Genomic DNA, 25,824 nt, shown 5'->3' with positions numbered 1-25,824 from the left:
TTGTATCATCTATGTAATACATTGTTAGATAAGGCAGGGACGGGGAAATATAGCCAATCCATCCTCTGTCATCATCTTCGGCCGTTTTTCCGGCGGCCATGCCCGTGCAAGAAAGGAGTGTCTATGGCTGATCGCTTATCCTCCTCGGGCCCGATCTATATCCAGCTCCTGGACCACTTTCTCATTGCCATCGTTCAGGGAACCTGGCCACCCGGCGAAAAGATCCCCTCTGTTCGCCAATTGGCCCTGCAATTTGAGGTGAACCCCAATACTGTTCAAAAATCCCTCAGTCAACTGGAAGACTTGGGGCTTGCTCAATCCCAGCGTACCGCCGGTCGTTTTGTCACCACCGATGAAGAACGGATTGAAGAAGTCCGAAAGAAATTGGCCCTGAGGGAAGTCAAGACCTTTGCCCAAACCATGGTTCAACTTGGGGTCAGCCCTGACCGAGCCTGTCAGCTAACCCGTGACAATTGGCCCGGCGAAGACCAAGTCGATCCCCGCCTTCGCCTGCAAGAGAAAGAATAAGGAGATTCACCATGGCCATTATCGAAATTAACCACGTCGTCAAGTCCTACGGCTCTTGTCAAGTGCTTAAAGGCCTTGACCTGAGCCTGGAAAAGGGAAAAATTATTGGTCTCATGGGACCCAACGGTTCCGGCAAAACCAGCCTCCTGAAAATTTTAGGAGGCTATGACTCCTACTATGAAGGAGATGTCCGCATTGACGGACAAACGCCCGGCCCTCATTCTCGCTCTCTGGTCTCCTACCTCCCCGATCGCCCATCCATCCCCCTCCATTGGACACCCTCCCAAGCCATCTCCACCTATAAAGCCTTCTTCAAAGACTTCAACGAGGAAAAAGCCTACGGGATGCTGGAAGGTCTGGACATGGATCCGAGCCAAAAACTGGGCAAAATGTCCAAGGGCATGCAGGAGAAGATCGCCATTGTCATGGCTATGGCCCGGGATGCTCAAATCTATCTTTTGGATGAGCCCATATCCGGGGTCGACCCGGCCGCTCGTAAGGTCATCCTCCGGGTCATGATCGAAAACTATTCCCCCGACGCCCTCATGATCCTTTCCACCCACCAGATCACCGACATCGAACCCCTGATCGATGACGTCATCTTCCTCAAGCGGGGAGAAATCGTCCTCCATGGACCGGCGGATATGATCCGGGCCCAGGAAAATAAGTCCATCAAGCAAATTTTTGAGGAGGTTTTCCAATGATCGGCAAACTTTATCAACAAATGTGCAAGGAAACCCTCAAGCCCATCGGGATTGCCCTGGGACTGGCCTGGGCCTTCCTTGCCCTCTTCCTGATTTCCAGCTTTTTCAGCAGCCAGGGCGAGTGGATCTCTGTTACCTTCATCATCCAATTCTTTGTCCTTTTTGCCGCCCACCTGGCCATCTACTTCATCACCATTGTCCAGGACTATAAAAACATGGAGGGGACCCGGTCCTACTTCTACCGGTCCATCCCGGCAAGCGGGCGGGAATTCACTGCTGCCCGGACCTTCTACTACCTGACCTTCTCCCTCCTCACCATGGTCTCCGCCGGACTCCAGCTTCTCCTTTCCGTCTTTCGATCCCTCCAGCTTTTTACAGCAGAGCCGGTAAGACCCTCCATGGATGAAATGCTGGACTTCATCGGCCAGATGGTCAAACCTATCTTCTTCTCCCCGGCCACCCCTATCTTCATCCTTTCCCTGATCACCGGCCTCCTCTGCTCCGCCGCCGTCCTCTCCTTCTCCGTCACCGTGGGGTCGGCATGGGTCTTCCGGAAGCTGGGCGCAGGCGGCCCCGTTGTGGTCATGATCATCACGCAATTTGCCCAAACCCTGGCCAGCTTCGCCTTCGGCTTTATCCTCCATATTCCAACAGGTGATTCTTTCGAAGCGAGATTGGATAGCCTACCGGCCACAGCCAGCTCGGAAGAAGTCCTTCAGATCATCAATGACGAGTTCTACCAAATGCTCTCTTCCCAGATCCCCCTTATCCTACTCAGCCTGGCCTTCACCTTCCTCTTCTGGGCCCTGACGGTCTACACTACGGACCGAAAAATTGATATTCACTAATCTTTAAAGGTCCTGAAGAAACGGTCCAACCATCTGAAGGGACCAAGATTGCCGGACAGGCAATTTATACCTTTCTATTACATGGGATGCCTTTTTATATTTTGCAGAAGGCATCCCTTTTCTTAGCAATTATGCTTTTGATAAATAACTCTTCTATCCATTTTCACTGATTATCGGTAGTGTCAAATATCTTGTGTAAACTCTCAAACTTGTAAAATACTCTCTATAGCTTAAGAGACAAGTTCAAGAGATTCTTCATCCCCATAGGGGATGAAATTTTCTGCTTGAGTTCCTTGTCTCCAGTTTCTGATCCGTAAATTTCTTCAAAAAGTTCAGTTATCTGAAATTGGGCGAGCTTGAAGCCCTTGTGAATCCTTTGTCCGAATTTTGCGTTATATTCGCCAACATAGCAATAGCTTGCCTTTTCCAAAGCATCCTCGCTGGGGAATTGCTCTTTTACTTTTGTTCTCCGCTTTAACTGCTTGTTAAAGTTCTCAGACACATTATTGGTGTAGAGGCTTGGACGTATGGTTTCCGGGAAATCGAGGAAGCTAAAGATATTATCTTTCGCCTGATAGCCGGCTGTCACCTTAGGGTATTTGCTTTGCCATTTTTCCGCAAAATCGGAAAGCTTTGCCTCGGCTTCTAATTTGTCCTTGGCCTTGTAAACAAGCTTGAGATCCCTTAGCACTTCATCCTTATCTCTCGGCTTTATTTTGTTTGAGGTATTTCTGAGAAGGTGAGTCCAGCAACTCTGGTGGCGTGCTTTCAGAAAACTATCGATTAAAGCCGAACTTAAGCCGGTTAGCTCATCAGACACAAAGAGTAGGACTTCTTCCAGACCTCTTTGCTTTAGATTTTCTAACATTTCTCGGTAGTTGACAGCGGCTTCTGTTGGGTAAACTTCAAACGATAATACTTCCTTGTAGCCTAATTCGTCTATCCCTATAATGACGTGCAGGGCTTCTTTGGCCACCGTATCTCGTCTAACGTTAATAAAAGTGGCATCACGGAAGAGAGCCGTGTATCTGCGTTTTACCGGCCTTTGCTTGTATAAGGCGATCTCCTCTTCAACGATCTGTGACATGTTGGAAATAGTTTGGGCTGAGTAATAGTGACCATACATTTTCTCAATGAGATCGCTAATCTTTCGTGTGCTAATTCCCTTTCTGTAAAGGAGGATAATGCTTTGCTCAAGGTTATCCTGACTTTCCAGGTACGTATTAATTGTTCTCTGCTCAAATAACCCCAACCGATCTCGCGGGATTTGTAGCTTCAATTCGCCGATTTCAGTTTTCAAAGTGCGTTCGCAAAATCCGTTTCTTCTATTACCCTTATGGTAACCTGCAGGATCCCAAGGCTCGTAGCCCAAGAAGGCGGTTCGCTCTGTCTGCATGAGCATATTTAGTGCTATTTCAACTTGTGATCTAAATAATTCCTTGAGGCTGTCTCCATTTGCCATCTTAATATACAAGTAACTTATTATTTAATCGGATGAAATATCTGGATAACTAAGAATTAGTATTACTTTCTAGACGATTGACAAAACTAAAGAAAAAGATAGAATTTAAATCGTAGTAGAGTTTAGTATTAATAAGAATGATTTAGGACGGTGAATATCATGGATAAGAAACCAATAAAAGTGAAAGTAATAGTCACTGAAGCTGTCCCTACAATTAAGGACAAGTGTCCAAAGAGAGCTTAATAGATGCTAAGCTAACACTTGAATGAGACATCTTTTCTTATTTTTACGTTTTAATTTTAATGTACAATTATCGATTGATGGTTTTTCTCAAATACACAATCAAATCCGAATTGGAAAAAAAAGGGTAGAAACATATGCCATAATTCTAAAAAATTTGAAAAAACTTATTTATAAAAAGATAAAGGTGAGCTTACGTGTTAATCTTATGAATCAAAATATTGGTTATTTGAATCAGTTTATTGATGAGATAAGTAGCATAATAGAGAGGAAAAGTAGATGTAAACTTCTTATTTATTGCGATGTTGTCGATGTTGAAACTGATCATCCATCTTTTCTGGGGGAACCGATATCGACAATGTCACTTTTATATTTATATTATCGTTTGTCACAACTCGGATTTAATATTCCTAGCCACTATTCAATAGGAGGTGATTGTATAATAAGGGATATCGGTTCTGTTGTTGTTAATCCAAATGGAGATTTAATAAAATGCTATTCTTTTTCCGGAAAAGAAATGACAAAGATTGGTAATCTAAACTCTAAATATTACCCATATGCTTATTTGGCACCAATTTGCAGAAAAAAAACATGCGAATTTTACACATATTGTAAAGGTGGGTGCTGTTATGTATCATATATCGAAACAGGCATCTTGAATGTTTCTTGCAAAAAAGAAAGGCTATCTTTGCTCAATAAATGTCTTTTTCTACTTTCTCTATACAGGTCAAACAGTTTAGAGAATTCTAGTAAAGAATGGATCGATTTTTTTAAGGAGTTGACTCATGTTTCAATTGTTTCGCTACAGTGATAAAAAGGAGAACTCCTTTTATATTATTGTTTATCTGTGTCATATTGCTATTTGGTCCATCGCTCCCCTTATCTCATCAGAAATAATAATGCGAGTAGAACAAAGGGATGTTAAAAATTTTTTCTCCTTCCTTGGCATCGATTTCATATTGTTTATTTTGACTCAACTGGTTAATTATTTCGAAGATATTTCATCCGGTAGAGCTATGCTTGCGACAAAAAAAAATGTGTTTTTTTTGTTAGATCAAAAGTTGAAGAATATGGACCCCAAGAGAGCGAAATTGAAAGAGGCAACTCTCAACCAATTTTTAGGAGAAAGTTTCGAGACAGCGAGTCCCTTCTTTTTTGAATATCCCATTAAAATCATTTTAAATATTTTGCAAATTTTAGTGATTGTAGCTATTTCTTACTCGATTTCACCATATATGATTTGTATTTTTCTTTTCATCATTCCATTTTGTGTTTTCTTGTCGATTCGTTATGGTGAACCTTTGTCAAATTATTCGCAACTTGTATTAGAGAATGGTAAAGACATTAAAGATTATTTTATAGATGATTTACACCTAAATTCTGTTGAGAGGTTCTCAACACAAAAACAGCTTCCACCTTTTATAAATATTTTCGACTCCTTTGCTGTAAATACAAACAAAAAGATACACTATGAAAGCAAGGTACTCAATTTCATGATGTATGCGCCGCTGAATGCCGTGATCACGCTTTCGTTTGCTCTTTCAACCTTTCTTGTCATCAAAGGTAAAATGAAGATAGGTGATGTATTCGCCATCAACCTCTTCGTCAGCCGTTTTTGGACGCCGGTGGAATCTCTCTTCCAAATTCGAAGCGATTTGCTAGCTGCAAAAGCAAGTATCAACCAGATTAATGAGATACTAAATCTTCCTACCATGTCCATTTCTGAAGAAAAAATCAAGTCACTTGATCTAATGGATATGCAAGCTCTAGATACAAATAATAAACCTTTACACACTCCTTTACATGCATCTCTACGCCGTGGGAATATCTATTTATTGATGGGAGAAAATGGCGTCGGCAAAACGACGTTGATGGAATGTATCCTTAATCTCTGCTCAAGATATCATGGTACCATTCGGATCAACGGAAAAGATCTTTCAGAAAATCCAGAACATTTCTTTCAAGATATGTGCTATGTTCCGGCTACGGCATATATCAGCACATTGGGAAAACTGAACAAGTTTTCTTATGGATCCATGGGACAGAAAAAAAAAGCGCAGTTAACTTTTCTCCTACAAGAAAAAAAATCCCTATACCTTATTGATGAACCGACCAATTATTTGGATGAGGCAAGCCAATGTGAGGTACGTGCTTGGTTAAAGTCCTTGAGAAGCAATAACAAAATTATACTAATTGCTACACACGATCGTGCTTTTTTAAAGGAGGATTATCAAGTACTTGCCTTAAAAAAACAGTAAATATTCTCAATAGAAGCTATTCATTTTATAGGTGGATTGGTCAATGATAGGCGTTCGTTTTTAGATTTTTACTTGTGGATAGATTATTTCATAAACATGATATTTTTTCAAAAAATACCCCCTAAAGTAGGAATTACGGTCCAACTTTAGGGGATCATTTTTGAATCTGGATGAGGGTATTTTCTACTTGATCAAATCGCCTGATTTTTTATGGATTCGTTTTGAATCCGAGATAGGATAATTAAGCCTCTCTGGCTTTATAGGCCTGGAAGGCGGTAATGATGCCCATCTGGTAGGCATCGTCAACATTGCAACCACGGGAAAGGTCGTTGACCGGCTTGGCCATCCCTTGGAGGATGGGGCCCAGGGCCGTGTAGCCGCCCAGACGCTCAGCGATCTTGTAGGAGATGTTCCCGGCCTGGAGGTCAGGGAAGATGAAAACTGTAGCATGTCCGGCCACCGGAGAACCGGGGGCCTTCCGCTTGCCGACTACTTCATCAATCGCCGCATCAAACTGAAGTTCACCATCGACGTCCAGCTCAGGATAGCGTTCTTTGGCGATCTTCGTGGCCTCTTCCATCTTCTCCTGCTCCGGAGAAGATGCCGATCCCTTGGTGGAGAAGGAAAGGAGGGCAACCTTGGGGTCGATGCCGAATTGGGTGGCCGTCCGGGCCGTCTCATTGGCAATATCCGCAATCTCGCTGGCACTGGGGTTGAAGTTGACGGCGGAGTCCGCAAAGAGGTAGCGGTGGGTATCTTCAGGGGAGATCATGACGAAGCAGCCGGAGACCATCTTGGACTGGGGGCCCATCTTGATGATCTGGAGGCCGGGCAGGATGGTCGCAGCGGTCGTGCCCACAGCACCAGAAACCAGTCCATCAGCCAGACCCATATAGACCAGCATGGTTCCGAAGTAGTTCCGGTCCTTGAGTTTCTCCCGGGCACCGGCCTCATCCACCTTCCCCTTCCGACGTTCGATGAATTTCTGGATCATCTCTTCTTTCTTCTCAAAGGTCTCGGGGTCGATGATTTCAATCCCTTCAATATCCAAGGCTTCCGACTTGGCTAAGGCCTTGATCTCTTCCGGATTCCCGATCAGAATCGGAACGATAATTCCGTCCCTCTTGTGACGGCGGGCTGCACGCAGGATTCGCTCATCATTCCCCTCCGGGTAAACGATCCGGATGTCTGACCCCTTGATTTCTTCAACAAACTCTTCGATCAGTCCCAAGCTTCTGTTTTCAACGATTCCCATGTTTCCTCCTTATGGTTTTTTATGACTTCACCCTTGGCTCACTTATCCGAGCCCAAGGGACTCGTTGACTCTGTATTTTTACCCAGGTCCCCCATCAACAATCTTTTTCTCCTATTTCAGAAGATTTACCGGGCCAGGGCCTGGGCCAGGGCTTCCTCTTCTTCCGGAGAGAGGCTTTGTAGGCATTCCCCGTTCTTAATGACCTTGGCAAAACTGTTGGAAGCCTGACGGGCGTAGATGGAGGTCAGAACAAAGCCGTTCCGGTGTTCATCCAACATGACCAGGGAAAAAGAATGTTCCCCAACCAAGTCGTCAAAGGCATTGTAGCGGACCAAACCCATCTTCTGGTAGGCCGTATAAAGCTGGTCCTTGAGGAGGCCGATTTCCCGCCTCAGGTTTTCCTTGCCTTCCTCTTCCATAGTATCAAGTCGCTTGGTTGTCTTTTCTTCCATATCCCTCCATCGTTGGTCATTTTTTTCCTCCATTTGGGCCATGGATTGCGAGAGACGTTGGTCCAGACCCTGCATGGACTCGGAGGTTTGGGTGTGGTAGGTTTTAATTTGCTGGTTGGTAAAAAGAGAGAGTTCATCCACCTGGTGCTTCCGGTCTTCTTCCTCGGCCTGGAGAAGAGCCTGAAAACGGCTATCCGCCTCCTGGAAGGTCTTCACCATGGTGTCGTGGTTAACATAAATATCTTCTTCATTCTTTTTGATCTGGCTTCCAAAGGTAGCCGACATGGCCTGAACCTGGTTGACCAGGTCCTGGTAGCGGGTTTCCACATCCGCCTTTGCTTCCTTTTCCACCTTATCCATCTGGGCAAAGACCACTTCATCCAGCCGTTTCATGTTGGATAACATCTGTGAAGTAGTGGTATCCATCTGGCTGGTCAACTGACGAGCCAATCCCTGGTACTTTTCATTGATGACTGCCGACTGGTCGGTATCCGTCTTCTGCACCCAGGATTCCATCCGCCCTAACCTCCCCATGGTGGCGGTATTATTGGTCTTGAATTCATCCAATTCTGTTCCGAACTGGGTGATGAGCTCTTCTAAATTGAGATCTCCCCGCCCTCGAAGGAGGTAGTCATAGCGGCGGCGGAGGCGGTTGAGCTTCTTGTTGGTATTGGAGGCGGTAAAATAGGAAAAAATAGCCGCCAGGACGGAAATAACCGTCAATATAATGAGAATGGTATTCATTGATCCCCCCCTTGGAGGATGGACATGGTCAGCTGGTCAAGATCTTCATCCGAATAGCAGGATACTTGAAGGTCCCATCCCTTCCTACGCTTGATAATTTGTACCTGCCTGCCCAGGGTCTGGCTGAGCCGGTCTTCCAGGTCAATCAAATAAATATTCTTATTTTTCTTCTGCTGCTTCCGCTTTTCTTCCTTATTGACATTGGTCTTCCCTTCCATAAAGAGATGGCGGAGGCGTTCCCGTTTTTTCAGGTCCTTCTCCCCCAGGAGGGTTCTCGCCTGAGATGATGTGAGTCGACCTTCCTGCAAAGCCGCAAGGGAGGCATCATCCAGCTGGAGGAGGCGGGTGGTGTTGGCCACATAAGCTCGGGATTTTCCCAGAGCATCTGCCAGCTTCTGCTGGGTCAAGGTATACGTTTCCATTAAAGTCCGATAGGCTTGGGCTTCCTCCAAGGGGTTGAGGTCTTCTCGCTGGACATTTTCCACAACCGACAGGAGGGCCGCTTCTTCCACATTTTCCTCCCGAATAAGGACGGGGACCTCTTTGAGGCCGGCCAACTTGGCTGCCCGGAAGCGGCGCTCACCGGCTACAATTTCATAGGGTGCCCGGCCGGGGGCTGTATGTTTAGCCACCAGAAGAGGTTGAAGAATTCCATACTTCTTTATTGAATCAGCCAATTCCTCCAAGGCCTCCTGATCAAAAGCCTTCCGGGGCTGATCAGGATTAGCCTCAATTTCCTCCAGAGGGAGGAGGTGTCCGAAAGTCTTTATGCCGGCCGGACTTGTCCTATCCCCTTTTTCCTCTCTTTTGGACCCGGTTTTCGACATCGAGGGCTTCTCTTCTTTTTCCCCCTTTTTGGTCTTGTCCTTGACCGCCTTCGTTTGGGCCGACTTCCTCTCCTGAACTTTCTTTTTCTCTGCAGGAGGTTTCGGATCATTCTGCTTATCTTCTTCTAAAGAAAGGCCCGGTATCAGGGCTCCTAATCCCCTGCCCAGTCCACCTTTTTTTACCATGGTTCCTCCTATCTTTATCCATTTCATGTCATTATTATTCTATTTCTTCACTAACTTTATCATTGCCTTTAGGCTAATTTCTTTTCTTCACTTCCTTTGCCAGGGCAATATAGGCTCTCGCCCCCTTGGAGGCTTTATCATAGGTGATGACCGATTCCCCGTAAGAAGGTGCTTCCGCTACCCGGATATTCCGGGGAATATGAGTCTTGTAAACCTTGTCTCCGAAGAACTTCTCCACCTCATCGATCACATCCTGAGATAAATTGGTTCGGGTATCCACCATTTGAAGCACAACACCTTCAATGGTTAAGTCTGGATTAACCTGATTCTTGACCATATCAATCGTAGAGACCAACTGACTTACGCCTTCCAAGGCATAGTATTCGGACTGGATAGGAATGAGGACGGAATCAGAAGCCGACAAGGCATTCATCGAAAGCATGCCCAGGGAGGGGGGACAATCGATAAGAATAAAATCATACTTATCTCTGACTTTATCCAGAGCTTCTTTAAGGCGATCGTGAGGATGGTCGATGGATATGGCCTCGATCTCAAATCCTGTCAAAGCCGGGGTAGAAGGAAGGATATCCAGACGTTTATCTTTGATTGTCCGTATCGCTTCCTCCAGGTCCGCCTGACCGGTGAGGACCTTATAAATATCCAATTCGACCTGACTCTTATCAATCCCCAAACCTGAGCTGGCATTGCCCTGGGGGTCCAAATCGACGACCAAGACTTTCTTCTTAAAAAGGCCCGTATAGGCCAGAGCGGCAGCCAGGTTAATCACCGTGGTGGTTTTTCCCACTCCACCTTTTTGGTTGTAGACACTAATGACCTTCCCCATGAATTCCCTCTTTCACCATCAGCAAAGCATGGTCGATCACGCAGTTCGTTGCTCGTTGTCTAATCCGATTGCGAGGGCTGTCCCAGTGATATTCATAGATATGAGTCCGCCCTTTGTAGGCCAGGCCAAGGTAGATCTGACCGGCACGGTCACCGCCGGGGCCGGCAAATCCGGTCGTTGCTATGGCTAAATCGCAGGATGTTCTTGCTTGAAGCCCGATCAGCATCGCCCGACAGACCTCCTCCGAGACCGCCGTCTTTTCTTTGATCAGCTGAGGATTAACCCCCAAAATCTCGGTTTTCGCTTCATCACTATAAACGACAAAGGCTTCCTTTATCACGGAAGATGCACCCGGTGCATTGATGATTCGGGAAGCCACCATTCCACCGGTAAAAGACTCCGCAGTGGATACGGTAATCCTCTCCTGAATGAGAAAATCAACCAAGCTTTCTTCTCGACTTTTCTCTAACGGACCCAAAACAAGATGACCTAATCGCTCTTGCAATTGTTTTTCACCCTGGTTTAATATTGCCTCAGCCTTTTCCCGATCAGGTTCCTTGGTCGTTAAACGCACCAATACGCCGTCCTCCTTAACATAGGTGGCAAAGGTCGGTTCAATAGAATGATCTGTTAAATCCTTAATGGACTGAAAAACCTTCCACTCACCCAGAAGTGCAATCTTTACCTCTCGAGATCTTGTTGTCGCATGCGAAAAAGCTTGAAGAAGACCAATCAAGTCTTTCTCCATCACGCCTTTGAGTTCTTTAGGCGGACCGGGCAAAACAACCAGGTACTTCTCTTGGCCTTGATCATCAAAAGGCATCCAGGCTCCCGGAGAAAGACCTACGGGATTGCGAAGAACCTGAGCATTTTCCGGGAAGGTATAAATATCCCTGGCCGCAGCAAAAAAAATGGGATCATTGGCATAATGCTGAGCATGTCTTTCCCTGGTTATAGGATCTTCTACCCTGGGACCGCCAACATAATCCATGGCTACTCGTTTGGTAATATCGTCGGATGTCGATCCTAAACCACCGGATAAAATGATAATATCGGATCGTGAAGCGGCTTGTTCGATTTCTGTCAGCAATCGACCCTCATTGTCTCCGACAACCGAAGTGTGGTAAATATCAAAACCGAGTTCGGCACAAACCTGCGATAGATATTGAACATCTGTATTCAAAATATCGCCAAGAAGCAACTCTGTTCCTACTGAAATCAATTCAACAATCATATTATTCTCCTTAATGTTTCATATGAAACATTATAAACCAATTATATCAGATCAAGTGGTTCAGAAACTTTCAAATTGTTTCATATGAAACAAAAATCCCGTGTTCGCAAAAGAGCGAGCACGGGAAATCAAATCGTGATGATTATTTATTTTCTTCAGCTTTCTTCTGGCGGTACTCCTGCATAATCACCGCGAAAATGTCGGCAGAAGAGGGCGGTGTATAGGAGATGGCATTGGCACCGGCATCAATGGTGGAAAGAATATGCTCCTCGCTATGACCACCGGTCGCAATGATAGGAAAGTTCTCTCCAATATCTTTTCGTATCTGCTTGACCAGGTTAGCGGTATCTTTACCTGCGGATACGTTGAGAATTTTCGCACCGGCTTGCACTTTTTCTTTATAGGGGTCATTCGGTGAGATGACCGTAGCGACGACCGGAATGTCCACATATTTGGAGATCTCATGAATGTCCTGACTGGTCATGGGTGCGTTCACAACGACACCATAAGCCCCCATCAATTCTGCTTGAAAGCCCAAGAGTAAGGACCGTTTTCCATTTGTTGTCCCTCCACCGATGCCCAGGAAAACCGGAACCGAAGCCGCTTGGAGAACAGCCTGCATTATGGTGATCTCCGGTGTAAAAGGATAAACCGCCAAAATCGCACCCGCATCATTATTTCGGATAATAGCGATGTCGGTAGAGAAGATCAGAGACTTAATCCTCTTTTTCATGACCATAATCCCGGATGCCCGGTAGATCACTTCAGGTACCATGACATAGCGGTGACGTAGACGACTGGAGACGGCAGGGATACATTTCTTATTCTTCACATTCTGTTGGTACTGTTCATCAAAGAGATTGTCTCTTTCCTTCTCGTAATTCTCAACAATCCCTTCCAGATTGTTTTCCATATCGACAAAATGATGCTGGTCCATCGCTGCTCCTTTCTATATTTCCACTTATAGTGGATTTTTTCTGGGCTTTCCCTGACCTCGGGGATACTTTTCAGGAGTTTCCTTCACTTTTTGGATAAGGACAAGGGTTCTTTGGTAATTGTCTTCTGTCCAAAGAAAGCGGTCCACTCTTTCCAGATGGCCGCCAAGGGTCTTGATTGCCCGGTCAGACTGAATCACTTCCTCCTGACCGCCGGGGCCCTTCATGGCAATGAATTGACCGTTTATTTTTACCCCCGGGAGACAGTATTCAAGCAAGGTGGGCAGAGGAGCTACTGCCCGGGAAACGACCAGGTCATAAGATTCTCTTTCTTTAGGGTCCCGGAGCAAATCTTCCGCACGGGCATGGATACAACGGATACCCTCCAGACCCAGACGGTCGATGACTTCCCGGAGAAAGTCAACCCGCTTTTTCAGGGAATCGACCAGGGTCATTTCCAGACCGGGTTCGTAGATCTTCATGGGAATGCCGGGAAATCCTCCTCCGCTTCCCATATCCATGACCCGGGCTTGAGAAGGGGTCTTGATTTGGCGAAAGATAGACAAGGAGTCAATGAAATGCTTATTATCAATCTCTCGGTCTTCTGTAATGGCAGTAATGTCAATTTTCGCATTCCACTCTTTAATAAGTGCTCGATAAACCTCAAAGAGGTCCATCTGGTGGGGAGAAAGGGTCAAGCCTGCTTTTTCCAGGCGGTCAGCAAAACTAGCATCCACGGTCCTCCCTCCTTTCCGACTCCTTCTTTCTTTCCCGTCTCTCCTGTTCCAGGTAGACCAGGAGGACATTGATGTCTGCCGGGGAAACCCCGGAAATACGCGAGGCCTGTCCTACCGATTCAGGTTGGACCCGGTTGAGCTTCTGGGCGGCTTCCTTCTTCAACCCATGGATCTTCCCGTAATCTTCAATGGATAGGCGGCGAGACTCCATTTTCTTGAACTTTTCAATCTGAATATTTTGCTTTTGAATATAGCCCTCATATTTGATCCGATTCTCCACCTCCATACGAACTTCCTTGGGAAGATCAGGACGGTTAGAATCCAATAGTGCTAATTTTTCATAGCTTAATTCTGGCCGACGGAGGAGGTCAGCCAGGCTAGCTCCGGTTTTCAGGGGAGAGGAATCCACTCCTTCAAGGAAGGCATTAACTTCTTCCTTTGGGGTCACCATGACCGCGGAGAGACGGGCGACCTCTTCATCAATGGCCCTAGCTTTTTTCTCTGCCAGGAGGTATCTTTCCCGAGAAGCCAGGCCAATCTCATAGCCCAGCTTGGTCAAGCGGAGGTCGGCATTGTCCTGACGGAGGGAGAGGCGGTATTCACAGCGGGAGGTCATCATCCGGTAGGGGTCATTCGTTCCCTTGGTGACCAGGGCGTCGATGAGGACCCCGATATAGGCCTGGGACCGGTCCAAGACGAAGGGGGAGAGCCCATCGATTTTCCGGGCAGCATTAATTCCGGCCATCAGTCCCTGGCAGGCGGCCTCTTCATAGCCGGAGGACCCGTTGATCTGTCCGGCAAAAAAGAGGCCGGAGATGGTTCGAAGCTCCAAAGACCGGGTCAGGATCCGGGCATCGATGCAATCGTATTCAATCCCATAAGCCGACCGCATGACCTCGGCCTTTTCCAGGCCGGGAAGGGTTCGGAGGGCTTCCATTTGTACCTCCTCCGGCATGGTGGAAGACATCCCGTCTACATAGATCTCCAGAGTGGAGGCGGATTCGGGCTCCAAGAAAATCTGGTGGGCCTCATGGTCGGGGAAGCGGACCATCTTGTCTTCGATGGAGGGGCAGTAGCGAGGACCTACCCCTCTTTTTCCCCCCGAATACATGGTGGACCGGGTGATATTGGCTTCAATCAGGGCCTTGGTCTCCGCCGTGGTCCGGGTAAGATAGCAGGGCCACTGGTTGGCAGCATCATAGGTCTTATCCTGGTTGAGGAAGGAGAAAGGGACAATCTCCTGGTCCCCCTCCTGAATGATCATCTGAGAAAAGTCCACTGTCCGCCGGTTGATCCGGGGTGGTGTCCCTGTCTTGAAGCGACGGAGTTCAATCCCGTGGGACCGAAGGTCCTCCGAAAGGTGGAGGGCCGGTTTGGTATTGTGGGGGCCTGAAGAATAGGTCAGGGGGCCCATGAGGATGGTCCCGTTGAGAAAGGTCCCCGTGCAGAGGATGACGGTGGGGGCGGTGAAGATGGCCCCCTGGACCGTAGTCAGGCCGTGAACTTTTCCTTCTTCCACCAGGATCCGGTCGACTTCGGCCTCCACCAGCTGGATATTCTCCTCTTCCTCCAGTCTTCTTTTCATGACCTCTTGGTAGCGCTTTTTATCCGCCTGAACCCGGAGAGAATGGATGGCCGGGCCTTTCGAGGTATTGAGCATCCGGGATTGGAGGAAGGTTTCATCAATAACCAGGGCCATTTCCCCGCCTAAAGCGTCAATTTCCCGGACCAGGTGGCCCTTGCCGGTTCCCCCGATATTGGGGTTACAGGGCATATCCGCCACGCTATCCAGGGATATGGAAAAGAGTGCCACTTTTTTGCCCAAGCGGGCGGCAGCAAAGGCCGCTTCGATGCCGGCATGGCCGGCACCCACCACAGCCACATCCACATCGGAACGGTGGTAGCCTTGAATATTTTCCATCTTGACCTACTTTCCCACGCAAAAATCTTGAAAGATTTTGTTAAGAACATCTTCTTCAATGGACTCCCCGGTGATGGCGGCCAAATCCTGGTAGGCATCCTGGAGGTCCACATCCAGGGCATCCAGGCTGACCCCGATTTCGAGTCCCCTTAGGGCGGAGGATAGAGAATCCCTGGATTTTTCCAGAAGGTCGATCTGGCGAATGTTGGAAAGGAAGTCCGCACCCTCCCGGCCGTCCTCTCCTTCAAAAAAGAGGTCGGATAAGGCAGTCTCCAATTCCGCTACTCCCTGACCGGTCATGGCGGAAATAGCCAGGACCGGGCCGGAAGATCCTTCCCCTTTGATCAGGTCCTGGGCGTCCGAGGAAAGAGCCAGATCCACCTTATTGACCAGGATGAGGTGGAGGCGGGATCCTATCTTCTCCAGGATCTCCCTATCTTCTTTTTGAAGGGCTTGAGATCCATCGACAATCACCAGGACTAAATCCGCTTCTTCCATAAGAGCCAGGGACCGGTCCACGCCCATGGATTCGACCAGGTCATCCGTTTCCCTGATCCCGGCCGTATCAATCAGGCGGAGTCGGAGGCCCTCTACCTGGAAAGATTCCTCGATAGCATCCCGGGTCGTTCCCGGAATATCCGTGACGATGGCCCGGTCATCCTCCAAAAGAGCATTTAAGAGGGAGGACTTGCCCACATTGGGCCGACCCACGATGACCGTCTTAATTCCTTCCCGGATTAGCCGTCCTGTTTCGGCCCCGGAAAGGGCCTGATTCATCCGGTTGATAAGAGCCCGGGCTTCTTCTTCCATGGGCTCCCTGGGGAGGTCTTCCATGGCATCTTCCATAAAGTTGATGGCATACTCCACATGGGCAAGGAGGTGGAGAAGGTCCTCTTTCAGACCGTTGATCTTCTTAGAGACTCCTCCGGTTAACTGGTGGACAGCGGATTCCTGGGCAAGCCCGGTCTTCGCTCGGATGATGTCCTCCACAGCTTCGGCCTGGGCTAAATCAATCCGCCCATTGAGGAAGGCTCGACGGGTAAATTCTCCGGGCTCAGCCATTCTTGCCCCCATTCGGAGGAAAAGAGAGAGAACCTTCTGGACGGAAACCCTGCCTCCATGACAGTTAACTTCAACAATATCTTCCGCCGTATAGGTATGGGGAGCTTTCATGTAGACGCAGAGAACCTCGTCAAGGACACTTCCCCCGTCCACAATGTGGCCATAGCGGAGTTTCCTTTGGTCCGAGGGTGAAAATGCCCTGCCGGAATAGGCCTGAAAGGCCCGGTCCGCTAACGAAAAAGCCTCAGGGCCGGATAGGCGAACAATCCCGATGCCGGCAGGAGCCTGAGCTGTAGAGATGGCAACAATAGTGTCGGCATCCACGGTGCCCATGGGCCGGTTGTCTCCGCTCTTTTCATATCCGGATGGGTTGATCATGGTCTTTCCTTTCCATAAAAAAAAGGCACTCCGGAAGGAGTGCCTTGTCCTTACTCATCGATTCGGATGACGACCTTCCGGTAGGGATCTCGGCCTTCGGAAGCTGTGGTCACTCCTTCTACATCCTGAAGGGCAGTGTGAACCAACCGACGTTCATAGGCATTCATGGCTTCCATCCGGTAAGGGCGTCCGGTCTTGAGGACCTTATCCGCATTCCTCTGGGCCATCTTTTGAATAGAGGTCTTACGGCGTGACCGGTAGCCACCCACATCCACATAAACCTGGTGGTGGATCTTGCTTAAGCGGTTGACAGCGATGGACTGAATGTACTGGATCGCATTTAAGGTCTCCGCCCGGCGTCCGATGACAATCCCCGTATCCGTCTCTGAAATATTCACAATCTCCAAAAGGATAGCATCGCCCTCCTTACTCACCTTGACTTCACCGTCAATGTGCATGAGGGAGAGAAGGGTTTCCATCCATTCCTTGCAGTAGGCTAAGGGATCTTCTACCTCATCGGGGAAAAGATGGCTAAAATCCGCCCCTTCCCGGTTAACATAGGCATCCCAATCCCCATAGAGCTCTTCCTTGGAGTATTCTTCCCAAGGCTCTTCCGGCTCATCTTGATCCTCTTCCTCAGGGGAATCAAGGATTTCTTGAGCGTCCTCCTCATCAAACGAGGAAAAATCTTCTTCCTCATTTTCAAGGGACGAAGGGCTTGTGGTGGGGTCTTCTTCCCGGATTTTTTCTTCTTTAAGAAGGTCATCGAAGTGGTCTTCTTTGAGGGAAACCCGAACAACGGCATCCTGAGCCCCGAAACCTAAGAACCCTGCCTTAGCTTCTTTTAAGACATCGATGGTCACTTCTTCGCGACCAACCTGTAAGGAATCAAGAGCCTGCTGAACCGCTTTTTCTACCGAATCTGCTGTCTTAATTACTGTGGTCATTGCTTTCCTTTCCTATCTATTGCCCATTACTCTTGTGCCTTGGAAGATCTTGCGGAGAGAACCGCTCCTGAGATCAGGCGGAAAATCACTTCCAAAATATTTCCGAAAGCCCAATAAAGAATCAGACCGGCTGACCAGGAAATGGACATGAAGTAAAAGATCAGAGGCATGAATTTCAACATGGCCGCAGAACCGCCCGCCGGGCTATCCTTCTGCATCTTCATGGCAGGGTTGAGGAAGGTGGAAGCGTAGGTCGTGATCATATTGATCAGAGGCAGACCAAACCACTGGAGGGGGTCTGCTTGGGAGAGGTCCTGAATCCAGAAGAAGTTTTTCTGGATATGGTTGAACTGGTCAGGATTATCAAAGATATACTTGCCCGGTTCGCGGAGTACAGCGAAGAGGGCCACGATGAGGACCAGTTGGATGACCATGGGCAGACAAGATGAACAGCCTGCGGCAGAAAGATTATTCTCTTTATAAAACTCCATGGTCTTCTGCTGGAGGATCCGCTCGTCATAGCCGTACTTTTCCTTGAGCTTCTCCAGCTGGGGTTGGAAGTCCTTCATTTTAGCTGAATTTTTGGTGGACTGGTAGGTCAGGGGGATGGTAATCAACTTACTCACCACAGCCATTAGAAGGATGGATATGGCGAAGAAAGAAATCATCTCCGGCTCGGCCCCTTTACCTTGCAGCGTTTCATAGAAGAAACGCATGATCGAGCCGAAAATATTCGAAATTGAACTCAATCTATTGCCCTCTCTTTTCGCATTCCTAGGGTCTTAAGGGGTCATATCCTCCCTTAGACCAGGGATTACATCGTAAAATCCGCCACAGGCTAAGAACCAGGGCGGTGGAGAAACGGTAGTGTTGGAAAGCCTGTAAACTGTAGGTTGAACAAGTAGGGTGATAGCGACATTTTCCTCTCCCCAAGAGGGGGGAAAGATAAGACTGATAAAGAAGAATCAGTCCTTCTGCAAGCTTGTTCACGAAAAAGGTCCTTCCTTGCTTCTGATGGTTTTCTTCCATGGAAAACTATTGCTTTTTGGGAGACCAGAAAGAAAGGCAGTGGAAGAGGGATTTTTCCAACCACTGATAGTTCTGCTCCTTGGCCTTAAGGCGGGGGAGGATGACAAAATCAAAGCCTCGGGGAAAGGATTCCCTATTTTGCCGGATAATTTCCTTAATCTGGCGTTTCATCCGATTACGGTCGTGGGCTTTGCCGAACTTTTTCGACAGGCTGATTCCAAAGCGAGTTGATCCCCCGGAATTCTTACAACCGACAATTTGAAAATCCCGATTGAATGCCGATTTCCCCTTCCGATAAACACGGTTGAAATCTTCATTCTTCCGAAGTCTTACCTCTTGCGGCCATGTTTGTTTTCCATCCATCAAACCGCCTCCATCCTTTCAATAGTGAGAGGAACTTAGGCGGATAGGCGTGCCCGACCTCTGCGTCTTCTGCTCCTCAATACGCGACGTCCGGCTTTAGAAGCCATTCTCTTGCGGAATCCGTGGTCTTTTTTTCTCTTCATTTTGTTTGGCTGGTAAGTACGTTTCATATCTTTCTCCCTTCTCGTGTCTTGAAAATAGTATGAATTAGCCCTCAACAGTCAGCCCTGGTGTGAATTAGAGTAGAAACAGGCATCATAGAGAGCATCTTAAATATTATATGGAGGAGAGAAAAGACTGTCAAGGAGAAATTGGACTTATCCACCGACCTTTTATCCACAAATGATCGCGTAAATTAGGGATTTATGGTAAAATATGGAGGTATGGGTTATGAAAATCCACCGACTTTATTCACATATTGTCCACAGAATGTGGATAATTATTTTCCTTGTCCACATTAATATGGGATAATCTTCTTAATAACCAAGGAGAAAGACTGTAATTGTCGACTTTATTCAGTGGAAAAGAGGATTGTGGACAGTGGGAATGAATAAATGTGGAAAAGTGGAAAAAGAATGTGAATTGCTTTTTTATGCCCTTTTCAGCGTGGAAAAGTCCAAAATTGACCCAAATTTACGAAAATAAAAAAGACAGAAACGAAGTAAGTGGACAGAAACAAAGGATCGCCATGACCGACTTAGCTATGATCTGGGATGAAGTGATCAACATGCTTGACCTCCAGCTCAACACCATACAACTTAAAAATTGGATTAAACCCCTTCGGCCTATCCAACTCAAAGATGATGTCCTCCTTTTGGATACGGCAAGCTCTTTTATTGGGACTATGGTAAAGAAAAACTACCAATCCTCTATTGAGCATTGTTTATCTTATATTTGTGAGCGGCCCATCTCCATCCAACTGATCGACCCTTCTTCTAATGATTATGACCAGTGGAGGACCCTTCCTCCTTCCGATGAGGAGAACTTCATCTTCCCAAAAAAAGATGACGATCTCGATGAAGACTTCCGACAAGAGCTTTCTCCTCACCGACAAGAAAGAGTTCTACCAAAAAAGAAAGAAAAAAAGGAGAATAACGGCTACTCCTCCCTCAATCCCAAATATACCATGGAGGCCTTTGTCCGGGGAAATTCCAACGATTTTGCCTATGCGACCGCTAAGGCGGTCATTGCCAATCCCGGAACCACTTATAATCCCCTATTCATTTACGGCCTATCCGGTTTGGGAAAAACCCACCTCATGCAGGCAATCGCCCATGAAATCCTTCGGCAGGATCCCAATAAGAAGGTTCTCTATATCACCAGTGAAAATTTCATGAATGAAATGATCGCTGTTATCGAAAATGGAACCAATGCCGAAAAAGAAAATTTTCGGCGGAAATATCGGTCCATTGACGTCCTTCTCATCGATGATATCCAGTTCATTGCCGGGAAAAAAGCCACTATGGAAGAAGTCTTTCATACTTTCAATGACCTCAAGGAAGCCAACAAGCAAATTGTTCTTTCAGCGGATAAGCCCCCAAAACAGTTGAAAAATCTGGAGGAGCGTTTGGTCACCCGTTTCGAGGGAGGCATGACTGCTGACATCCAACAGCCCGATTTTGAGACACGGGTGGCCATTTTAAATAATAAAATGAAAGGGGAGTCCATCCACCTCCCCCAATACGTGGTTGAATTCATTGCCCAAAATGTGACTGCGAATATTCGAGAACTGGAAGGGGCCCTCCTCCGGGTAATTGCCTACTTTCATTTCCGTAACAAGACTATTGATGAAAATGACCGCGATAATAACATGGCTACTGCCCGGGAAGCCCTTAAGTTAGAACGGGAAAGGGATATTGAAATCACCTTGGAAGATATTATCAAAGCTGTGACTGAATATTACAATTTAGAAGCCAATGATCTGACTTCCAAATCCCGGATTCAAACAATCGCCCAACCCCGTCAGGTAGCAATGTATCTCGGTCGAACCTTGACCAACCTTTCCCTGGTGGCGATCGGTCGCTCCTTTCTTAGGGACCACACCACGGTCATGCATGCCGTTGATAAGATTGCCGACCTGGTGAAAAAGGATCCGGAAATTCGGGAGGACGTAGAAAATTTAGAGGATCAATTGAAACACCGCTAGGACCTTATGAAAGTTTTAGCACTTCCTGTGGACACTTTAGGATTCTTTGGGAAAAGAAGGAAGAGATATACACATTTTCATCCCAAGGGAAAATCCGGGAAATTGAAGACTTTTCTTCCCTTATCCCCTCTATCCACAGGCCCTACTGCTATTACTACTAACTTATTACTAGAATAACTAAGCGAGCCACCCCTCACCGTATCGAGTTTGTACTGATTACGCCGAGGATTTGAAAGGAGAAACCATGAAAATTCAAGTTATGCCTCAAGATATGGTCCAGGAAATCGGAACCTGCCAACGTGCGATCTCCAATCGGACCACCATGCATATATTGGAATGCATCCGTTTCCAAGCTAAGGGGTCCGGAGTTATTTTAACGGCAACGGATTTGGAACTTTCCATTGAAACGAGAATTTCCTGCCAGGTTATGGAAGAAGGAACAGTGGTCATTCCGGCCAATATGATTGGAAACATCTTCCGCAAGCTCCCTAATGATCCGGCCATTGTCGAAGAAAAAGGAGGAATAGTCACCATCGACTGCGGTCAGGTCCACTTCGAGATTCAGGTTCCCAATGCCAGTGAATTCCCGGCCTTGCCGGATGTGGAAGAAGAGAGTAAGACCATTGTCGATAACGATGCTCTTATTCAGGCTGTTCGAGAAACAGAATTTGCCACCTCTCTCGATGAGTCCAAAATTGCCCTGACAGGAATCTTCTTTGAACGAAAAAATGACCGTATCCGTCTGGTTACATTAGATGGCTACCGGATGGCCGTTCGGGAAATTCTCCTTCCTCCGGAGGCAGAAGCCTTTGAAAAATCAGCTATCGTTCCTAAAAGAGCCTTTAATGAACTCGCCCGGATCATCCGGGAGGGAGGAACAACAACCATGGCCCTGTCCACAGGATACATTTATTTTTCATCGGGTTCCATTAAAATGTACTCCCGTCTCATTGATAAAAACTACATCCAGTATGAGGAAATTATTTCCAGGGAATTCAAATCCAAGGTTATCCTTTCTCGTCATGCCTTCCAGGGGGCTTTGGAGAGGGCAACCATACTAGCCAAGGAAGAGCGGGCCAACCTCATAAAGCTTCTTTTTGAAGAGGGAAATCTCAATATCCAGTCCAATTCGGAAATTGGATCCGTGCACGAAAAAGTGGCCTGCCAACTTGAAGGAGGAGAAATCACCATCGCCTTTAATGCCAAATACCTTCTGGACGGAATCAAAGCCTTAAACTGTGAGGAGGTCAGCCTCTATTTGAATGGTCCCCTCAATCCCATGGTCATCCATCCTGCCCAGGATGAGGATTCTTACCTTTACCTTGTCCTTCCGGTCCGGATTGCTTCAGAGTAAGGGGATTTTATGGAAGATCTTTGGATCCACCAGGCCCCTATCCGTTTGGACCAGGTTTTGAAATTGGCCAATTGGGTCATGTCGGGAGCGGAAGCGAAAATGGTTATTCAAGAGGGATTGGTTTTGGTGAATGGGGAAACCTGTATTCAGCGTGGAAAAAAAATTCATGTTGGAGACCGAATTGATTTTGACAACCAGAGCCTTCTTGTCAGAAAGTCTCCTGCAGATAAGGGTGAGAATTAGGACGATGATTCTTAAAAATATCCGACTGATTAATTATCGAAACATCGCCTTCCAGGATATTCATCTCCACCCCCATTGGAATCTCTTTTATGGGGCCAATGCTCAGGGAAAGACGAATATTTTGGAGTCCATCTTTTTAACAGCCCGAGGCCGATCTTTTCGAAATGCACCTGATCGGGATTTGGTTCGTTTTGGAGAGCGGTCTGCCTATGTTCTTTCGGATGTGGAAAGAAAAGGAAGGGATAAAAGGGTCGAAGTTAAAATTTCCCGGGTGGAGAGGAAGCGGATCCGGGTCAATGAAGTGGAAATGGAAAATACCAAAGAGTTGGCCGCACAGTTTGAAGTGGTTCTTTTTGCTCCGGAAAACCTGATTATCGTTAAAGGAAGTCCGGGAGAAAGAAGAGCCTTCCTGGATGACCTCTTGCGGGCGGTTGATCCAACATATGGGGTCTTAGTCCGAACTTATGATAAAGTTTTATCCCAGCGAAATTCTCTTTTGAAAAGTCACGGGGATTCCTGGTTTGACCGACAGCTTTCCACTTATGATGACCAGCTTGCCCAGGCCGGAAGTCAAATCCTCTGGAAGCGGAAGAAAATGGTGGAAGAAATCAGGACTCTGGCACCGGATTTTCAAGCGGCCTTATCCAGCCGGCGGGAAAATTTGGAGCTAACCTACCAGTCTGAACTTTTAGATGGGGAGGATCCGAACAAAGTGCCAACCGGCCCTGAGGAAATCCGAAATAAGATGAAAGACCTTCTTTTTGAGCGAAGGGAAGAGGACCGGTCTTTGGGCCACACCAGTTTGGGCCCTCATAAGGATGACTTGGTTCTTACGCTTAACGGCTTATATTCCCGGAGCTTTGCCTCCCAGGGACAGGCTCGGACGATTACCCTTACCCTCAAGTTGAGTGAATTAAAGATTATTGAAAAATATAAGGACCTCCACCCCCTCCTTCTTCTGGACGATGTTTTTTCGGAATTGGACGGGAAGCGGTCGGCCTTTCTCCTGGAGACTATCGGACCCTATCAAACTATTCTGACTTCTAACCATTTGGTAGAAGGTGGACGAGAGGGGATGGCTTTTCAGGTAGAAAAAGGCCGGGTCCATGCGAATAATAAATAAGCGTTATAATCAGTGTTGGTGGATTTTTACCCAATAGGGATTCTAGTGAGGAAATGAGGAAGTATGGTAAATAAGAAAAACGAGTATGGTGAATCCAATATCCGGGTTCTGGAAGGTTTGGAGGCGGTCCGTGTTCGGCCGGGAATGTATATCGGGTCGACGGATGAAAGAGGTCTCCACCACCTGGTTTATGAGGTAGTAGACAACTCGGTTGATGAAGCCTTGGCGGGACGCTGCGATCATATCACGATCCGTTTAGAAAAAGACGGAGCTTGTACCGTTACCGATAATGGATCCGGTATTCCTGTGGAAATCCACCACCAAACCAAGAAATCGACCCTGGAAACCGTCATGACCGTTCTCCATGCCGGAGGAAAATTTGATTCTTCAGCCTATAAGTTTTCGGGAGGTCTTCATGGCGTGGGCGTTTCTGTAGTTAATGCCCTTTCCAAGCGACTGGATGCCTGGGTCTACCGGGATGGGAAGGAATACCACCAAGCCTATGAATATGGAAAAGCCGTCACTAAGTTGGAGACGGTGGGCAAGTCCAAGAAGACCGGAACAAAAATCACTTTTTATCCGGACGGATCCATCTTTGAAAGTTTGGATTTCCATCGGGAAACGCTGGAAAAACGGTTCAGGGAGATGGCCTTTCTTAATGCCGATGTGACTTTCCACCTGATTGATGACCGGGATGATACGGACGAGACCTTCCGCTACAAGGGAGGGATTGCTGAATTTGTTTCCTTCCTCAACCGGAATAAAGACCCACTTCACAAGGAAATTCTCCACTTCACCGGTGACCAGGATGACATTTTTGTTGATATTGCCCTTCAATACACGGACGGCTATTCAGAAAATGTTCTTCCTTTTGCCAATAATATCCTGACTCCCGAGGGGGGAACCCACCTGACCGGTTTCCGGTCTGCCCTGACAAAAACCTTGAATGATTACGGTCGGGAAAAGGGTCTGATTAAAGAAAAAGATGATAACCTCTCCGGTGACGATGCTCGCGAGGGATTGACGGCCGTTTGTTGTGTTAAGCTATCCAACCCCCAGTTCGAGGGACAGACCAAGTCCAAGTTGGGTAATTCGGAAGTCCGGGGGGCTGTCGATGCCTTTTTGACCAGTCAACTTTCCGCCTTCCTGGAGGAAAATCCTACTCCGGCCCGGGCCATCATCAAAAAGGCTCTGGACTCCCAAAAAGCCAGAAATGCCGCCCGAAAGGCCAGGGATCTGACCCGAAAGCGGTCCATCTTAGACAACACCACCCTTCCGGGGAAATTGGCCGATTGCCAGTCCACTGACATCAGTGAAAATGAAATCTTCCTGGTCGAGGGAGATTCGGCGGGCGGTTCTGCCAAGACCGGTCGAGACAACACCATTCAAGCCATCCTTCCTTTGCGGGGGAAAATTTTGAATGTGGAAAAAGCTTCCTTAAACCACATCCTCTCCTACCAGGAGATTCAGTCCATGATTACGGCCTTTGGGACGGGCATCGGGGATCAATTTGATATTTCCAAGCTTCGTTACGGAAAAATCATCATCATGACCGATGCGGACGTGGACGGGGCTCATATCAGGACCTTACTATTAACTTTCTTCTACCGCTATCTCCGTCCCCTTATTGATGAGGGACATGTATTCGTTGCCCAACCTCCTCTTTTCCGAATCACTCAAGGGAAGAAGGAAAGGTACGTTTATGATGAGAAAGAGTTGGAAAAAGTCTTGGATAATATCGGGGATGGCAACTACAAGATCAACCGGTATAAGGGTCTCGGTGAAATGAATGATGACCAGCTTTGGGATACCACCATGAATCCCGAAAGCCGGGTCCTTCTCCAGGTCAAGGCGGATCAGGAATCCACGTCCGTGGACGATACCTTCTCTCTCTTAATGGGGAATAAGGTGGAACCCCGCCGGGAATTCATTATGGAAAATGCCAAGCTGGCAGAAAACATCGATACGATAGGTTAGGTGGGTGAACGATGACAGATGATAAAA

The 25,824-nt window shown here is 47.3% G+C and carries 25 protein-coding genes; 10 read left to right on the top strand and 15 right to left on the bottom strand.

The annotated features are described in order from the left end of the window. Nucleotides 1–123 precede the first annotated feature (123 nt). The 3 genes from BN2373_RS03230 to BN2373_RS03220 are packed head-to-tail and all read left to right on the top strand — an operon-like array spanning nucleotide 124 to nucleotide 2,080. Nucleotides 124–528, top strand: coding sequence for a GntR family transcriptional regulator (locus tag BN2373_RS03230; protein WP_053942736.1), 405 nt, complete (start codon nucleotides 124–126; stop codon nucleotides 526–528). An 11-nt stretch (nucleotides 529–539) separates the two neighbouring features. Continuing rightward, nucleotides 540–1,232, top strand: coding sequence for an ABC transporter ATP-binding protein (locus BN2373_RS03225; RefSeq protein WP_053942735.1), 693 nt, complete (start codon nucleotides 540–542; stop codon nucleotides 1,230–1,232). Further along, nucleotides 1,229–2,080 (top strand): hypothetical protein, encoded by an 852-nt coding sequence (locus BN2373_RS03220; protein ID WP_053942734.1) that lies wholly within the window; start codon nucleotides 1,229–1,231, stop codon nucleotides 2,078–2,080. The genes BN2373_RS03225 and BN2373_RS03220 overlap by 4 nt, the downstream gene beginning before the upstream one ends. Nucleotides 2,081–2,303: 223 nt before the next feature. Here BN2373_RS03220 and BN2373_RS03215 read toward each other — a convergent pair whose 3' ends face one another. After that, nucleotides 2,304–3,542, bottom strand: a complete 1,239-nt coding sequence (locus BN2373_RS03215) for an IS256 family transposase (protein WP_154826124.1) — start codon at nucleotides 3,540–3,542, stop codon at nucleotides 2,304–2,306. Between the two features lie 265 nt (nucleotides 3,543–3,807). On the opposite strand from BN2373_RS03215, the gene BN2373_RS07825 reads away from it, so the two are divergent. Next, the gene (locus tag BN2373_RS07825; RefSeq protein WP_154826123.1) at nucleotides 3,808–4,593 is read left to right on the top strand and encodes a radical SAM protein; all 786 of its coding nucleotides are present in this window, start codon (nucleotides 3,808–3,810) and stop codon (nucleotides 4,591–4,593) included. Next, nucleotides 4,568–6,040: an ABC transporter ATP-binding protein/permease gene (locus tag BN2373_RS03210; protein WP_053942732.1), complete on the top strand. Its 1,473-nt coding sequence runs from the start codon at nucleotides 4,568–4,570 to the stop codon at nucleotides 6,038–6,040. Before BN2373_RS07825 ends, BN2373_RS03210 begins: the two co-directional genes overlap by 26 nt. Nucleotides 6,041–6,281: 241 nt before the next feature. Here BN2373_RS03210 and pta read toward each other — a convergent pair whose 3' ends face one another. From pta to rpmH, 14 genes are all read right to left on the bottom strand, one after another. Continuing rightward, nucleotides 6,282–7,295, bottom strand: coding sequence for a phosphate acetyltransferase (gene pta, locus BN2373_RS03205; RefSeq protein ID WP_053942731.1), 1,014 nt, complete (start codon nucleotides 7,293–7,295; stop codon nucleotides 6,282–6,284). Nucleotides 7,296–7,420: 125 nt separating this feature from the next. Then, a complete protein-coding gene (locus BN2373_RS03200; RefSeq protein WP_053942730.1) occupies nucleotides 7,421–8,491 on the bottom strand; it encodes a DUF4446 family protein in 1,071 nt (356 codons plus the stop codon). Beyond that, a complete protein-coding gene (locus tag BN2373_RS03195; protein ID WP_053942729.1) occupies nucleotides 8,488–9,504 on the bottom strand; it encodes a ParB/RepB/Spo0J family partition protein in 1,017 nt (338 codons plus the stop codon). Before BN2373_RS03195 ends, BN2373_RS03200 begins: the two co-directional genes overlap by 4 nt. A 73-nt stretch (nucleotides 9,505–9,577) precedes the next feature. After that, on the bottom strand, nucleotides 9,578–10,348 hold the full coding sequence (locus BN2373_RS03190) for a ParA family protein (RefSeq protein ID WP_053942728.1): 771 nt from the start codon (nucleotides 10,346–10,348) through the stop codon (nucleotides 9,578–9,580). Next, on the bottom strand, nucleotides 10,332–11,582 hold the full coding sequence (locus BN2373_RS03185) for a nicotinamide-nucleotide amidohydrolase family protein (RefSeq protein ID WP_053942727.1): 1,251 nt from the start codon (nucleotides 11,580–11,582) through the stop codon (nucleotides 10,332–10,334). Before BN2373_RS03185 ends, BN2373_RS03190 begins: the two co-directional genes overlap by 17 nt. 142 nt (nucleotides 11,583–11,724) lie before the next feature. Continuing rightward, the gene (locus BN2373_RS03180; protein WP_238379619.1) at nucleotides 11,725–12,519 is read right to left on the bottom strand and encodes a beta/alpha barrel domain-containing protein; all 795 of its coding nucleotides are present in this window, start codon (nucleotides 12,517–12,519) and stop codon (nucleotides 11,725–11,727) included. A 24-nt stretch (nucleotides 12,520–12,543) separates the two neighbouring features. Then, nucleotides 12,544–13,254 carry a 16S rRNA (guanine(527)-N(7))-methyltransferase RsmG gene (gene rsmG, locus BN2373_RS03175; RefSeq protein ID WP_053942726.1) on the bottom strand — a complete coding sequence of 237 codons (711 nt, stop codon included), beginning with the start codon at nucleotides 13,252–13,254 and terminating at the stop codon, nucleotides 12,544–12,546. Further along, the gene (mnmG, locus tag BN2373_RS03170; protein WP_053942725.1) at nucleotides 13,244–15,175 is read right to left on the bottom strand and encodes a tRNA uridine-5-carboxymethylaminomethyl(34) synthesis enzyme MnmG; all 1,932 of its coding nucleotides are present in this window, start codon (nucleotides 15,173–15,175) and stop codon (nucleotides 13,244–13,246) included. Before mnmG ends, rsmG begins: the two co-directional genes overlap by 11 nt. A gap of 6 nt (nucleotides 15,176–15,181) precedes the next feature. Then, entirely contained in the window at nucleotides 15,182–16,615 is a 1,434-nt protein-coding gene (gene mnmE / locus BN2373_RS03165) for a tRNA uridine-5-carboxymethylaminomethyl(34) synthesis GTPase MnmE (RefSeq protein WP_238379618.1), read from the bottom strand. 50 nt (nucleotides 16,616–16,665) lie between these two features. Continuing rightward, entirely contained in the window at nucleotides 16,666–17,562 is an 897-nt protein-coding gene (jag, locus tag BN2373_RS03160) for an RNA-binding cell elongation regulator Jag/EloR (protein ID WP_053942724.1), read from the bottom strand. Nucleotides 17,563–17,588: 26 nt separating this feature from the next. Further along, on the bottom strand, nucleotides 17,589–18,311 hold the full coding sequence (locus tag BN2373_RS03155; protein WP_053942723.1) for a YidC/Oxa1 family membrane protein insertase: 723 nt from the start codon (nucleotides 18,309–18,311) through the stop codon (nucleotides 17,589–17,591). Nucleotides 18,312–18,336: 25 nt separating this feature from the next. After that, nucleotides 18,337–18,552, bottom strand: coding sequence for a membrane protein insertion efficiency factor YidD (yidD, locus tag BN2373_RS07650; RefSeq protein WP_202904630.1), 216 nt, complete (start codon nucleotides 18,550–18,552; stop codon nucleotides 18,337–18,339). Nucleotides 18,553–18,597: 45 nt separating this feature from the next. Continuing rightward, nucleotides 18,598–18,954, bottom strand: coding sequence for a ribonuclease P protein component (rnpA, locus tag BN2373_RS03150; protein ID WP_053942722.1), 357 nt, complete (start codon nucleotides 18,952–18,954; stop codon nucleotides 18,598–18,600). A gap of 35 nt (nucleotides 18,955–18,989) precedes the next feature. Continuing rightward, entirely contained in the window at nucleotides 18,990–19,124 is a 135-nt protein-coding gene (rpmH, locus tag BN2373_RS07645) for a 50S ribosomal protein L34 (RefSeq protein ID WP_074017952.1), read from the bottom strand. 518 nt (nucleotides 19,125–19,642) lie between these two features. Here rpmH and dnaA point away from each other — a divergent pair. From dnaA to gyrB, 5 genes are all read left to right on the top strand, one after another. After that, a complete protein-coding gene (gene dnaA, locus BN2373_RS03145) occupies nucleotides 19,643–21,100 on the top strand; it encodes a chromosomal replication initiator protein DnaA (protein ID WP_074018004.1) in 1,458 nt (485 codons plus the stop codon). Nucleotides 21,101–21,344: 244 nt separating this feature from the next. Further along, the gene (dnaN, locus tag BN2373_RS03140) at nucleotides 21,345–22,454 is read left to right on the top strand and encodes a DNA polymerase III subunit beta (protein WP_053942720.1); all 1,110 of its coding nucleotides are present in this window, start codon (nucleotides 21,345–21,347) and stop codon (nucleotides 22,452–22,454) included. A gap of 9 nt (nucleotides 22,455–22,463) precedes the next feature. Next, nucleotides 22,464–22,697, top strand: coding sequence for an RNA-binding S4 domain-containing protein (locus tag BN2373_RS03135; protein WP_053942719.1), 234 nt, complete (start codon nucleotides 22,464–22,466; stop codon nucleotides 22,695–22,697). 4 nt (nucleotides 22,698–22,701) lie between these two features. Continuing rightward, on the top strand, nucleotides 22,702–23,820 hold the full coding sequence (recF, locus tag BN2373_RS03130) for a DNA replication/repair protein RecF (protein ID WP_053942718.1): 1,119 nt from the start codon (nucleotides 22,702–22,704) through the stop codon (nucleotides 23,818–23,820). Between the two features lie 63 nt (nucleotides 23,821–23,883). After that, nucleotides 23,884–25,797, top strand: coding sequence for a DNA topoisomerase (ATP-hydrolyzing) subunit B (gene gyrB, locus BN2373_RS03125; protein WP_053942717.1), 1,914 nt, complete (start codon nucleotides 23,884–23,886; stop codon nucleotides 25,795–25,797). The last annotated feature ends 27 nt before the right edge of the window (nucleotides 25,798–25,824 follow it).

The sequence above is a fragment of the Kallipyga gabonensis genome (genome assembly GCF_001286805.1).
In the GTDB taxonomy this organism is placed as follows: domain Bacteria; phylum Bacillota; class Clostridia; order Tissierellales; family Peptoniphilaceae; genus Kallipyga; species Kallipyga gabonensis.
Note: the sequence above shows the minus strand (reverse complement) of the source record. Positions and strands in the feature narration are given on the sequence as shown.